Origin of the sequence: Martinezella dioscoreae, from assembly GCF_009176305.1 — a bacterium.
Lineage (GTDB): Bacteria > Pseudomonadota > Alphaproteobacteria > Rhizobiales > Rhizobiaceae > Rhizobium > Rhizobium dioscoreae.
This window is the reverse complement of the sequence record NZ_BLAJ01000001.1, coordinates 615,725-628,294: the sequence shown is the minus strand read 5'-3', so window position 1 is coordinate 628,294 and position 12,570 is coordinate 615,725. Positions and strand designations below refer to the sequence as shown.

Genomic DNA, 12,570 nt, shown 5'->3' with positions numbered 1-12,570 from the left:
ACGATCGGGAGGGAGCCGTCTAAGACCATGTTTGGCTACGCTCTCCGTCGTTTGCTGTCGACAATCCCGGTTCTGTGGATTGCCGTGACAGTGTGTTTTTTCATTCTGCGCCTCGCTCCCGGCGGCCCCTTCGATGGCGAAAGGCCATTGCCGCCGGAAGTCAAAGCCAACCTCGCGGCTCACTACAACCTCGACAAGCCCCTGGTTGAGCAATACCTGATCTATGTCGGCGACGTCATGAAGGGCGACCTAGGCCCCTCCTTCGCCAATCAGGACTTCACCGTCACCCAGCAGATCATGTCCGGCTTCCCCTACACGCTGACCATTGGTGGCGCCGCTTTCGTGCTTGCAACTGTCGTCGGCATCTTCATAGGCTGTCTCGGGGCGCTTTATCAAAACCGCGCGGCCGATTACTGGCTGGGCGGCGGTCTCCTCATCGGCCTGGTCATGCCGAGCTTCCTCATCGCGCCGATCCTGCAGCTCATCTTCGGCAACACGCTCGGCTGGCTGCCGGTCGGTGGCTGGGGTGACGGCTCCGTCAAATTCCTCATCCTGCCCATCATCGTCCTGACGCTGCCGCACGCGGCACGCATCTCACGCCTGATGCGCGGCTCGATGATCGAGGTGATGGGCCAGAACTTCATCCGGACCGCCAAGGCCAAAGGCATCGGTCCGCGACTGACGATCATGCGCCACGCGCTGAAGCCGGCCATGATGCCTGTCGTTTCCTATCTTGGACCGGCGGCAAGCTATCTGCTCACCGGCTCGCTGGTCGTCGAAAGCATTTTCGGCCTCCCCGGCGTCGGCCGCTACTTCGTCGGCGCGGCGCTGAACCGCGATTACGGCATGGTCCTCGGCACGGTCATTTTCTACATGGTCCTGATCGTGGTCCTCAACCTGCTGGTCGACATCGCCTATGCCTGGCTCGACCCGAAAGTGAGAATGCGATGATCCTCAATTCCGCCAAAAGAGAATTGCTGGAAGCGGAATTGCTTTCGGCAGAAGGGCTCGCACCCAAGGGGCGTTCCCTCACAGGCGACGCGATGCGTCGTCTCCTGCGCAACAAGGCGGCGGCACTTTCGCTGGTCATACTGGCCGTGCTGGTTCTGGTCGCCATATTCGGCCCGTATTTCCTGCCCTTCAACTATGAGGATCCGGACTGGACGTCGTTCCGCGGCGCTCCAGACTTCGCCGCCGGCCACTATTTCGGTACCGACGGCAATGGCCGCGACCTGCTGGCGCGCACGCTCTACGGCACCCGCGTCTCGCTGACGGTCGCACTTGTTGCGACCCTCGTCTCGGTCGTCATCGGCGTGCTCTATGGCGCCGTTGCCGGTTATTTCGGCGGTCGCGTCGATGCGATCATGATGCGCTTCGTCGATATCATGTACGCCCTGCCCTACGTCCTCTTCGTCATCCTGCTGATGGTGATCTTCGGCCGTAACGTCTACCTGCTGTTTGCGGCGATCGGTGCGCTGGAATGGCTCACCATGGCGCGTATCGTGCGTGGCCAGACCTTGTCGATCAAGCAGCGGGAATTCATCGAGGCCGCCCGCGCCTCGGGGCAGCGATCGTTCAAGATCATCCTGAAACATATCGTGCCGAACCTCGTCGGCCCGGTCGTCATCTACGCGACGCTGACCATCCCGGAAATCATCGCGACGGAGAGCTTCCTCTCCTATCTGGGCTTCGGTGTCCAGGAGCCGCTGACGTCTCTCGGCACGCTGATAGCCGAAGGCTCGGCGGGCATGGAGACGACGCCCTGGCTGCTGTTCTTCCCTGCCGGTTTCCTGGTCGCGCTGCTGATGAGCCTGCTCTTCATCGGCGACGGTCTGCGCGACGCATTCGATCCGAAGGATCGCTGACATGACAGACACACTTCTCGAACTCAAAGACTACTCGATCACCTTCCGCACGCCCGAGGGCGAAGTGGCGGCAGTCTCCAAGATGAACCTCAAAATCGGCCGCGGCGAACGCATCGCTATCGTCGGTGAGTCCGGCTCCGGCAAGAGCCAGACTTTTCTCGGCTTGATGGGCCTGCTCGCCAAGAACGGCCGCACCAGCGGCCAGGCGCTGCTCGACGGCAAGGATCTACTGACGCTGAAACCGCGCGAACTCGACCATGTGCGCGGCAAGGACATGGCCATGGTCTTCCAGGACCCGATGACCGCCCTCAATCCGTCGCTTCGCATCTCGCGGCAGTTGACGGAACAGCTCGAAGTTCATGGCGGGCTTTCGGCGCGTGCCGCCTCGGCAGCGGCGCTCGATATGCTGAAGCGTGTCGGCATCCCTGACCCGACCCGCCGCTTCAACCTCTACCCGCACGAGCTTTCGGGCGGCATGCGCCAGCGCATCGTCATCGCCATGGCGCTGCTGACCAAGCCGAAGCTCTTGATCGCCGACGAGCCGACGACGGCGCTCGACGTAACGATCCAGGCGCAGATTCTTGATCTTTTCAATGAGTTGACCGCGGAAATGCAAACGGCGCTCATCATGATCACCCATGACCTCGGCGTCGTTGCCGGTCTCGCCGACCGCGTTGCCGTCATGTATGCCGGCCGCATCGTCGAGGAAGCGCCGGTCGAGGAGCTGTTCGAAAGCCCGGCCCATCCCTATACGGCGGCGCTTCACTCGGCGATCCCGAGGCCGGACCAGGATGTCGACGACCTCACCGTCATCCCTGGACGGCCGCCGAACCTGATGCACCTGCCGCGCGGCTGTGCCTTCTCGCCGCGCTGCGCCCATGTGCAGGACGACTGCCTCGACGCCGCGCCTCCGCTCGACCAGCTTTCATCGCGACGCTGTGCGGCCTGCTTCCATCCCCTTTCGGCTAATCAGGAACGGAGCCTCGTCCATGGCTGAGCAAACGCTTCTGAAGGTCGAGCATCTGACGACCGAATTTGAACTGCCGTCGAAATCCTTTTTCAAGCCGCCGATGATCCTCACGGCTGTTAACGATGTCAGCTTCGAACTGAAAACCGGCCGCACCCTGGGCATCGTCGGCGAATCCGGCTGCGGCAAGTCCACGCTTGGCCGCTCCATCCTGCGGCTGATCAAGGCGCAGAAAGGCCGCATTCTCTGGCAAGGCGGCAATCTGCTCGATCTCACCGAAGAGGAAATGCGTGCCGCCCGCCGCGACATGCAGATCATCTTCCAGGATCCGATCGCCTCGCTCGATCCGCGCATGACCGTCGGCGACATCATCGCCGAGCCGCTCACGGTCTTCGAACCGAAACTGACTCGGGCGCAGCGGCAAGATCGCGTTCGCGAGATCATGGCTGCCGTCGGCCTCGTTCCGGAGATGATCAACCGTTACCCGCACGAATTCTCGGGCGGCCAAGCGCAGCGCATCGGCATCGCCCGCGCCGTTATCACCCGGCCGAAGCTCATCATCTGCGACGAGCCGGTCTCGGCGCTCGACGTTTCGATCCAGGGACAGGTCATCACGCTTCTGCGTCGCCTGCGCAAGGAGTTCGGCCTCACCTTGATCTTCATCAGCCACGATCTTTCTGTCGTGCGCCTGATCTCGGACGACGTGCTGGTGCTCTACCTCGGCAAGGTGGTGGAAGCAGGCGAAGCCGCGACAGTCTTCGATCATCCGGCTCATCCGTACACGCAGGCGCTGTTCTCCGCCGCGCCAATCCCCGATCCGAAGCTCGCTCGTGGCCGCGAGCGTATCCGCCTGCAGGGCGATCCGCCCTCGCCGCTTAATCCGCCGCCGGGCTGCGTCTTCTCGCCCCGCTGCTGGAAGGCGACAGATATCTGCCGCACGAAAATGCCGCCAACCGAGCACGTCCGTCCGGGTCAGACGGCGGCCTGCTATCACATGGATCGGCCGTAAAGCAGATCCAGCGAAAGTGGACGGCGGCAGCCGCCGTCCACCTTGCCCCAGCCGCCGCTTGCGCGTATGCAGCACCAAGACAAAATGCAGGAGGCAGTCTTGGGCGGGCGTTTTCTATCGATCGGCGAATGCATGGTGGAATTGTCGCAAGCCGATGACGGGCACCTGCGCAAGGGCTTTGCCGGCGACACCTTCAACACCGCCTGGTATGCCCGCGCCTGCTTGCCGGCCGACTGGTCGATCGATTATTTCACCGCCCTCGGCGACGATGCCATGTCCGACGAAATGATCGCCTTCATGGGCGGCGCCGGCATCGGCACGGCGAGCATCCGCCGCCTGCGCGGCAAGACTCCCGGCCTCTACATGATCAATTTGAAGGATGGCGAACGCTCCTTCAGTTACTGGCGCGATAGCTCAGCCGCCCGCCAGCTTGCGGCCGATGGCGATGCCCTGCGCGCTGCAATCGAAGCCTCCGACGTCCTTTATTTCTCAGGCATCACGCTGGCGATCCTGCCGCGCGAAGATGCCTTCACGCTGCTCGCAGAACTGCGTCGCGCCAAGGCTGCCGGCAAGCTGGTTGCCTTCGATCCGAACCTGCGCCCTCGCCTGTGGTCCAGCCTCGACGCCATGCACACCATGATTTCGGAAGGCGCGCGCGCCGCAACGCTCGTCATGCCGAGCTTCGATGATGAAGCCGTGCATTTCGGCGACGATTCGATTCCCGCCACCATCCGCCGTTACCGGCAGTACGGAGCCCAGATGATCGTCGTCAAGAACGGCGCCGAGGGCGCGACCATCGGCGATGGTACCGATGAGACCCTCGTCCCGGCGGTCAAGGTCGCCAAGGTCGTCGACACCACCAGCGCCGGCGACAGCTTCAATGGCGCATTTCTGGCTCACTATCTGCAGCATCAGGATGCGGTCGCTGCCGCCGGCTTCGCAGCCAAGATCGCGGCAAAGGTCATTCAGGAATACGGTGCGCTCGTCTCGCCCGAGAAGCTGAAGTCCATCCGCTAAACGCTGTAATATTTCCATCATGGACACCCCCCACAATAGAGTGGGCGCGGGAATCATGTTTGAAACACCGCAATCGCTGGCACCGTCATCATGAGGATGCGGTGCGGATGGACTGTTTTGGGCATGTTGCAACGCTTGTCAGACATCGATCAAACCACCTGGACGCAGGCGGCGACACCTGTCGCAGTACCCGAACGGCTGCTCATCGTCAGCGATGCCTGGCATCCACAGGTCAACGGCGTCGTCCGCTCCATCGAGAACACCAATCGGGAACTGACGCGCATGGGCGTCGAGGTCTCGATGATCACGCCGGACGGCTTTCGTAATATCCCCTGCCCGACCTACCCGGAAATCCGGCTTTCGATCGCCAGCTACCGCAAGATCGCCGCAAGAATAGAAGCACTCCGGCCAACTTATGTCCACATCGCTACGGAGGGTCCCCTCGGGCTTACGGCCAGGCGCTGGTGCCTGAGAAACGGCATGCCGTTTTCGACCAGCTACCACACCCGCTTTCCTGAATATGTCGCTGCTCGCTTGCCGATACCGGAGAGTTGGCTCTATGCCTTCGTCAAATGGTTTCACAATGCGGGCTATGGCTGCATGGTAGCAACGCCAAGTCTGGCAACCGAACTCAAGCAGCGTGGCATCCGCAACCTGCTGCCCTGGAGCCGCGGCATCGACTCCTCGCTGTTTCGACCGCAGCCTCAGGACGACGCCCCCTTCGGCCTGCCCCGTCCCATCTTCATGACTGTCGGCCGCGTCGCGCTGGAGAAGAACCTGCCCGCCTTCCTCGATCTCGACCTGCCCGGATCGAAAGTGGTGGTGGGCGATGGCCCCGCCCGGGCCGAACTGCAGAAGCTCTACCCTGATGTCCATTTTCTTGGTGCGAAATTCGGCGAGGAACTGGCGCATGCCTATTCGCAGGCCGACGTCTTCGTCTTCCCGTCCAAGACCGACACCTTTGGCAACGCCATTCTGGAAGCGCTCGCAAGCGGCGTTCCGGTCGCCGCCTACCCCGTCACCGGCCCCGCGGATATTCTGGGAGGAAACAGGGCTGCCGGCGTTGTAGATGCCGATCTAGCAACGGCCTGCCTCGCCGCACTCTCTTGCTCCCGCGATGCCGCACACACGCTGGCACTCAACTATTCCTGGGAGGCGGCGACGGCGCAATTTATCGGCAATGTCAGAATTGCCAATCACCGAGGCCGGCTGCACGTCCACAACAGGCATTGAGTCCCCAAACGATCGGCACCATCAGTGAAGTTGCAGCTCCGGCCTTACATGCCGTCAACGATCACCGCGCTGCCCTGACGGCATAGCATAGCCCTGCATGAGAATCGGATAGCTGCGTCTTATCCAGCACGATGAAGCCCACATCGAGCAATGGCGCGAAGAATGTCATTTGATTCTTATCTTTGGACCACCATTTATGGCACTCGATCACCACGGCATTGATCGACCCGAAAAGACCGTGCCTCGCCAGAGCCTCAGCAGCTGCCTTTCCAAAAACGGAAGAAACCCGTAGCTCAGGCATAAATTTGGGTGTACAATTATTTATCGCACGATCTACATTAGACCTCTCAGGGAGTACTTGAGATGACCGACGACCCGTTAAAGCTGGATAACTTCATCTGCTTCGCGCTCTATTCGGCGAACCATGCGATGAATCGTCTCTATAAGCCGATGCTGGACGCGCTCAATCTTACCTATCCGCAATATCTCGTCATGGTGACACTATGGGAGGAAGACAGCCAGACCGTTGGCGGCATCGGTGAAAAGCTGTTTCTGGAATCAAGCACGCTGACACCGCTCTTGAAGCGCCTGGAAGCAGCCGGCTTCATCAAGCGCATCCGCAGCAAGGAAGATGAGCGCCAAGTGCTGATTCAACTGACCAGTGAAGGCAAGGCCCTGAAGAAGAAGGCCGCAACCGTTCCCCCTTGCATTCTCGACGCCACCGAGCAAACAGTGGACGAACTCGCACGGCTGAAGGCGGAAATCACGACGTTGCGCGAGGCGCTCAGCAGGAATGCCGCCTGATTGAAGCGCGCCCATCTCTCGATGGGGCGCTTCGGCGAGTTACCGCTTCTTTTTGTTTTCGTAGGGATTTTCCGACGAGCGGAAATGAATGCGGATGGGCACGCCCGGCATGGAGAAGTCCTGACGAAGGCCATTGATCAGATAGCGCACATAGGATTCCGGCAGCGCATCCGAACGGGTGCAGGAAATCATGAAGGCCGGCGGCCGCGCCTTTACCTGCGTCATGTATTTCAGCTTGATGCGGCGGCCGGAAACGGCCGGTGGCGGATGCTGAACCTGCTGCGTCTCGAGCCAGCGGTTGAGGCGCGCGGTCGAGACGCGCTTGTTCCAGACCTTGTCCGTATCGACGATCGCCTGCATCAGGCGATCAAGCCCCTCGCCCGTCTGGCCGGCAATCGGTATGGCGCGAATGCCCCGCGCCTGCGGCAATAACCGGTCGGTCTTTTCGCGCAGATCGGCGAGCACGGCTTGGCGATCCTCGATCATGTCCCACTTGTTGAAGGCAAGCACGGCGGCACGCCCCTCGCGGATCACGAGATCGACGATCTGCAGATCCTGCTTCTCGAAGGGAATGGTCGCATCAAAGACGATAACGACGGTTTCGGCGAAACGGATGGCGCGCAGCGTGTCGGCAACCGAGAGCTTCTCCAGCTTCTCCGTGACCTTCGCCTTGCGGCGCATTCCGGCGGTATCGAACATTTTGACGGTACGGCCCCGCCAGCTCCAGTCGACGGAGATGGAATCGCGGGTGATGCCAGCTTCCGGGCCGGTCAGCAGCCTGTCTTCGCCAAGGAAGCGGTTGATGAGCGTCGACTTACCGGCATTCGGACGGCCAACAATCGCCACGCGCAACGGGCGCGTCTCGTCATAGGCGGGCTCTTCGTCGATCTCTTCGCCATCTTCGCCGACGGCAGGACGTGGAATGCTGACATTCGTCTCCGCCTCATCTTCCTCTTCCCCGAAGGCGCGCTCAGGCCCGATCGCCTCGACGATCGCGTCGCGCAGATCCATCATGCCCTGGCCGTGTTCGGCCGAGATCGGGCAAGGTTCGCCGAGACCGAGCGTATAGGCATCGTAGAATCCGCTGTCGGAACCACGCGCTTCGGATTTGTTGGCAACCAGCACCACGGGCCGGCCGCGCTTGCGCAGCATTTCGGCAAGCGTCTTGTCGACATGCGTCAGGCCCATCTTGGCATCGACGACGAACAGCGTCAGGTCGGCTTCGTCGATCGCCGCCTCCGTCTGGGCGCGCATACGGCCCTGAAGCGATTCATCCTGAGCCTCTTCAAGACCGGCGGTGTCGACGATGCGAAAACGGAGATCGATCAGCTTGGCATCGCCGGGACGACGGTCACGCGTGACGCCCGGCGTATCGTCGACGAGCGCCAGCTTCTTGCCAACCAGCCGGTTGAACAGCGTGGACTTGCCGACATTCGGGCGACCGACGATCGCGACCGTAAAACTCATTGAGCGATCCTTCAGCCTTTTGCGACCGGAGCCTTGCCGGATGCAGTGATGAGATCGAGCAGCATCTGGGCACGGTTGGCAACATTGCGCGGGCTCTGCGGATCGTCGACGATCGCCTGGAACCACTGCCGGGCCTTGGCGAAATCGCCGGCCTTGTAAGCGGCAAGGCCGAGAACGTCGCGCGCCGAATGGCGGAAGGCGTCGGCGGGGACGGCCAGTTCCTGGGCTTCGGCGGCGACCTGATCGTAGGTGCCGGTATCGACGAGAAGGTAGGCAGCACGCAGGCGGGCCGCATTACGGATAACGACCGGAAGGTCCGTCTGCTTGCCGACCGCCGAGAAGGTGGCGATGGCAGCGGCCTTGTCCCCCTTCTGTGCCTGCAGCGTCGCGGCGCGCAGGCGGGCCAGCACCGGATAGGAGCCGGGGCCGCTCTTTTCGATGGCGGCGAATGCGGCCAGCGCTTCATCCGTCTTGTTCTGATCGGCCAGCGTCAGCGCGGCAATGAACTGATCGCCACCGCTGCCGGCCTGATTGCCGGCCCAATAGCGATAGCCGCTATAGGCTGCGGTGCCAAGGACGACGAGCACGGCAGCACCGATGATGAGCTTGCCGAAACGACGCCATATGAACCGCAGCTGGTCCGAGCGCAGTTCCTCGTTCACCTCGCGGATGAAGCTATCGTCATTGAATGCCATTCTTGTCTCCGGCCCAGGCCAAATAGTTCAAAGCTTAGGTTTAGTGGGGCCTTCTACTCCATTTTGCGGCTGATGTAAGGGGGAATGGCAGAAATCGTCACATAACGAGCGGCGAAACCCCGATAATCCACGCATGAAGCTTCCAAATGATCAAGGCCCAGACAATAACGCCGATGACGATCGCATAAAGATCATATTTCGCCGAAACGAACGGACGCGGGGTAATTTCGCCGGCCCGCTCGCGCCGTTTCAGCGAAATGCGCAGAATTACGCCCCAGCAGAGGAAGGCGGCAAAGAGCAATATCGCCGCTCCATCACCATTCGACAGGAGATGCGCCAACGCCCAGATCTTCACCGACAGCACCATCGGATGCTTGGTCCTGACCGCGATATGCCCCGCCGGCAGCAGCGAGGCGACAAGACAGATCAGGGCGAAGAGCATCAGCAGGATGGTGATGTGGCTCATCCAGAACGGCGGCGTCCAGATCGGGGTCATGTCGCGCGCCTGACCGAAACCGTAGATCAGAATGACCAGCGCCACGATGCTGGCAATCGAATAGGCACCCTTCCAACCGCCCTCACCCAAACGCGCGATCATCGAGCGTCTGAGGCCGGGGGCAACAACACGGACCAGATGGAGGCCGAGAAAGAGAACAATGCCGAGAACGAGCAATGCCATGGATGAAATCCTTTATGGTCTTGTAGTCACATCCTTATCGGCTGCCGCAAAAAAATGCCAGCATCACCGCAGCTTCGCCGCAATTGCGCGAAAGGAAGGAAGCGATCCTGAGCGCGCTATCCGATATCGCTGGACGATTCCTGGCAAGCCTTGCTCGACGCAATCAATATTCGGTACCCATGTTTCGCTTTGCTACCTGTCTCTCCGTCGCCATTTCCTTAGGGCTTCCCGTCGCCGCCCAGGCCGATGACAAGCCCAAGCAACTCGTCATGATCTCCTTCGATGGTGCTCATGACAATGCGCTCTGGACCAAGAGCCGCGAGATCGCTTCGCGCAATGGCGCGCATTTCACTTACTTTCTGTCCTGCACTTTCCTGATGAACAAGACGCAGGCCAAGGCCTACCAGGGGCCGAAGCAGCGGCCGGGCAAATCGAATGTCGGCTTCGCCAAGAGCGAGGATGATGTGCGCACGCGCATCGCCAATATCTGGGGCGCGCATCAGGAAGGCCACGACATCTCAAGCCATGCCTGCGGCCATTTTGACGGCAAGGGCTGGAGTGCTGCTGACTGGAAACAGGAATTCATGAATGCGCGGATCGCGCTTCGCGACGCCTGGAAGAATGTTGGCCTTGCCGACAAGGAGCCCCAGGGTTGGGAAGATTTCGCGACGAACGACGTCAAGGGATTTCGCGCGCCCTATCTCTCCACCAGCGATGGCCTCGTGCCAGCGGAAAAGGAGATGGGTTTCCAGTATGATGCAAGCCTGGTCACCAAAGGCCCTGCACTGCCGCAGGTCGTCGACGGCATCTATCGCTTCGGTCTGCCACTGATCCCCGAAGGTCCCGAACATCGCCAGGTCATCGGCATGGACTACAATCTCTATGTCCGCCACTCCAGGGGCGTAGAAGACAAGGCCAATGCCAAGACCTATGAAGACCGCACCTTCGATGCCTTCGAAGCCGCCTTCAACAAGCAGTATGACGGCGAGCGCATTCCGCTGCAGCTCGGTTTCCATTTCGTCGAAATGAATGACGGCGCCTATTGGCGCGCCCTCGACCGCTTCGTCAGCGATGTCTGCCACAAGCAGGATGTCGCCTGCGTCAGCTATTCTGAAGCGATTCCATTGATTGCGGCAAGAGGCAAGCCGCAGCAGGGGTGAGGGCAATCGGACGAAGCCCTCGTGGTTCGAGACGGCCTTTCAGGCGGCCTCACCATGAGGACGCCTCCTGCAGAAGGCTGAATATTGAATTGGCTTCACGCAATAACGCGCTCCATCCTCACCCTGAGCTTGTCGAAGGCGAGGATGGCCCGAATATTCTAACCAACGAAAAGTCTACGGAGCCTTCTCATCAGCCGTCGGCGTGGATGACGCCCGCTTCGCGTTCCAGATAGGTTTGATCGATCTTCGGTAACGGCTCATCGTCGATCGCTGCCTCGAAAGCCTTCAGACGCTTGTGAATCGACAGAAGCTCGATGATCGTCGTCCAAGAATTGACGAGGTATTGGAAGGAATTGCTGACCTGACCGAAGGCAGTCGCGATCTGCTGATATATACCGTATGTGATCGCACCGGCAACGAAGGTCGGCACCAGCATGAACAATACGAACATCGTATCGGCCTGCAGATAGAAATAGCGCGCGACGTTGAAATAAACGTAGTGGAAGTAGATGCGGAAATAATTGCGCCGAACGTTGGCGAAAAGCTCCTTCACCGTCGTGGGCTGTGCCCGCTCTTCGTGATCCTCACCATAGACAAGCTCCTTGCGATAAGCCGCCTCTACGCGCTGGTTCTTGAAATTCAGCCCAGGAAGCTTGATGCCAGCGACCGCCAGTAGAACGGTGCCAAAGATCGACCAGAAAAGCGCCAGCCAGAAAAGTGAATGCGGAATTTTGCCAATAATCGGCAGCTCCGTTACGTAGGTCGAAAGCGCAAGCAGAATTGGCAGGAACACAATCAGCGTCATAACGGAATTGATGAGACTGATGCCGAGGCCTTCCAGCACACTGGAAAAGCGCATTGTGTCTTCCTGCACACGCTGCGAGGCACCCTCGATATGGCGAAGCTTCTCCCACTTCGACATGTAGAAGTCGTTCATCGCCGTCCGCCAGCGGAAGATGTAGTGGCTCGTAAAGAAATCCGTCAGAATCGAGACGAACATGCTGAGGAACGCGATCTGCGCAAAGATGATCATCAACGAATAGAAACTGTCAGTCGTCACACCCGGCTGCTTCGTGAGTGCAGCCTGTAGCAGATCGCCGAAGGGGCGGCGAAAATTGTTGATAACTACGGTGACCTGAACACCGAAATAGGTAACCAGGATGATGAGCGCAGAACCCCAAAGCGACCAAATCTTCCAGGGGTGGCTCCAGGCGCGAATGTGCCAAGCACCACAGAAGATAACGATGCAGGCAAGAAAGAATCCGTAAAACCAGAGATTTCCCCACAGCAGAAAATAGCTGAGATCGTATGGCTCCTTTCCTTCACCAGGCAACACGAAACCTAGCCGTGTCCCCAGGTCCGAAAAGAACAGATACCAGGCCGCAATGCAGGCAAGCGTCCAGACCACCATTGACGTGAAGAAAGGTTTCGGCTGCGGAAAGAAGGAGTGGAACACGGTGGATAGGCTTCCTTGATCGGGTTCAGACTGGAACCGCAAATGACGTTAATTTGTGGCGAGCCTAGGACAGTTCGCCAAGAGCGGCAACCGGCCAAGACATATTCTTACATAGATGTAATCGCTTATCCCACGATCGTGATGCAGTTGTTCAGCAACGGATTTTCACCCATTGGATGAACTCTCTCCCGCTTTTGAATGATAACCAGCAAGCGATC

Annotated in this window: 12 protein-coding genes; 8 read left to right on the top strand and 4 right to left on the bottom strand. The window is 59.9% G+C overall.

Translation table 11 applies throughout. The features are described from left to right. Positions 1 to 27: 27 nt before the first annotated feature. The 7 genes from GDN47_RS03055 (at position 28) to GDN47_RS03020 (ending at position 6,895) form a co-directional block, all read left to right on the top strand. Positions 28 to 951 (top strand): ABC transporter permease subunit, encoded by a 924-nt coding sequence (locus GDN47_RS03055; protein WP_113332189.1) that lies wholly within the window; start codon positions 28 to 30, stop codon positions 949 to 951. Further along, on the top strand, positions 948 to 1,865 hold the full coding sequence (locus tag GDN47_RS03050; protein WP_069612725.1) for an ABC transporter permease subunit: 918 nt from the start codon (positions 948 to 950) through the stop codon (positions 1,863 to 1,865). The genes GDN47_RS03055 and GDN47_RS03050 overlap by 4 nt, the downstream gene beginning before the upstream one ends. 1 nt (position 1,866) lies before the next feature. Next, positions 1,867 to 2,862: an ABC transporter ATP-binding protein gene (locus GDN47_RS03045; RefSeq protein ID WP_113351813.1), complete on the top strand. Its 996-nt coding sequence runs from the start codon at positions 1,867 to 1,869 to the stop codon at positions 2,860 to 2,862. Continuing rightward, complete coding sequence (locus tag GDN47_RS03040; RefSeq protein WP_113332187.1) at positions 2,855 to 3,841, top strand: ABC transporter ATP-binding protein; 987 nt, start codon at positions 2,855 to 2,857, stop codon at positions 3,839 to 3,841. The genes GDN47_RS03045 and GDN47_RS03040 overlap by 8 nt, the downstream gene beginning before the upstream one ends. A gap of 99 nt (positions 3,842 to 3,940) precedes the next feature. Beyond that, the gene (locus GDN47_RS03035; protein ID WP_152092606.1) at positions 3,941 to 4,858 is read left to right on the top strand and encodes a sugar kinase; all 918 of its coding nucleotides are present in this window, start codon (positions 3,941 to 3,943) and stop codon (positions 4,856 to 4,858) included. 123 nt (positions 4,859 to 4,981) lie between these two features. Further along, a complete protein-coding gene (locus tag GDN47_RS03030) occupies positions 4,982 to 6,091 on the top strand; it encodes a glycosyltransferase family 4 protein (protein ID WP_152092605.1) in 1,110 nt (369 codons plus the stop codon). 363 nt (positions 6,092 to 6,454) lie between these two features. Further along, positions 6,455 to 6,895 (top strand): MarR family winged helix-turn-helix transcriptional regulator, encoded by a 441-nt coding sequence (locus GDN47_RS03020; protein WP_152092604.1) that lies wholly within the window; start codon positions 6,455 to 6,457, stop codon positions 6,893 to 6,895. 39 nt (positions 6,896 to 6,934) lie between these two features. Here the strand turns inward: GDN47_RS03020 and der are convergent, their stop codons facing one another. From der to GDN47_RS03005, 3 genes are all read right to left on the bottom strand, one after another. Next, complete coding sequence (der, locus tag GDN47_RS03015) at positions 6,935 to 8,362, bottom strand: ribosome biogenesis GTPase Der (RefSeq protein ID WP_113332185.1); 1,428 nt, start codon at positions 8,360 to 8,362, stop codon at positions 6,935 to 6,937. Positions 8,363 to 8,373: 11 nt separating this feature from the next. Next, on the bottom strand, positions 8,374 to 9,057 hold the full coding sequence (locus GDN47_RS03010) for a tetratricopeptide repeat protein (protein ID WP_095435471.1): 684 nt from the start codon (positions 9,055 to 9,057) through the stop codon (positions 8,374 to 8,376). A 97-nt stretch (positions 9,058 to 9,154) separates the two neighbouring features. Continuing rightward, on the bottom strand, positions 9,155 to 9,736 hold the full coding sequence (locus tag GDN47_RS03005; protein WP_152092603.1) for an NnrU family protein: 582 nt from the start codon (positions 9,734 to 9,736) through the stop codon (positions 9,155 to 9,157). Positions 9,737 to 9,915: 179 nt separating this feature from the next. Between GDN47_RS03005 and GDN47_RS03000 the strand changes: the two genes are divergently transcribed. Further along, the gene (locus GDN47_RS03000; RefSeq protein WP_152092602.1) at positions 9,916 to 10,896 is read left to right on the top strand and encodes a polysaccharide deacetylase family protein; all 981 of its coding nucleotides are present in this window, start codon (positions 9,916 to 9,918) and stop codon (positions 10,894 to 10,896) included. Between the two features lie 190 nt (positions 10,897 to 11,086). Here the strand turns inward: GDN47_RS03000 and sbmA are convergent, their stop codons facing one another. After that, on the bottom strand, positions 11,087 to 12,352 hold the full coding sequence (gene sbmA / locus GDN47_RS02995; RefSeq protein ID WP_113388981.1) for a peptide antibiotic transporter SbmA: 1,266 nt from the start codon (positions 12,350 to 12,352) through the stop codon (positions 11,087 to 11,089). Positions 12,353 to 12,570: the final 218 nt, after the last annotated feature.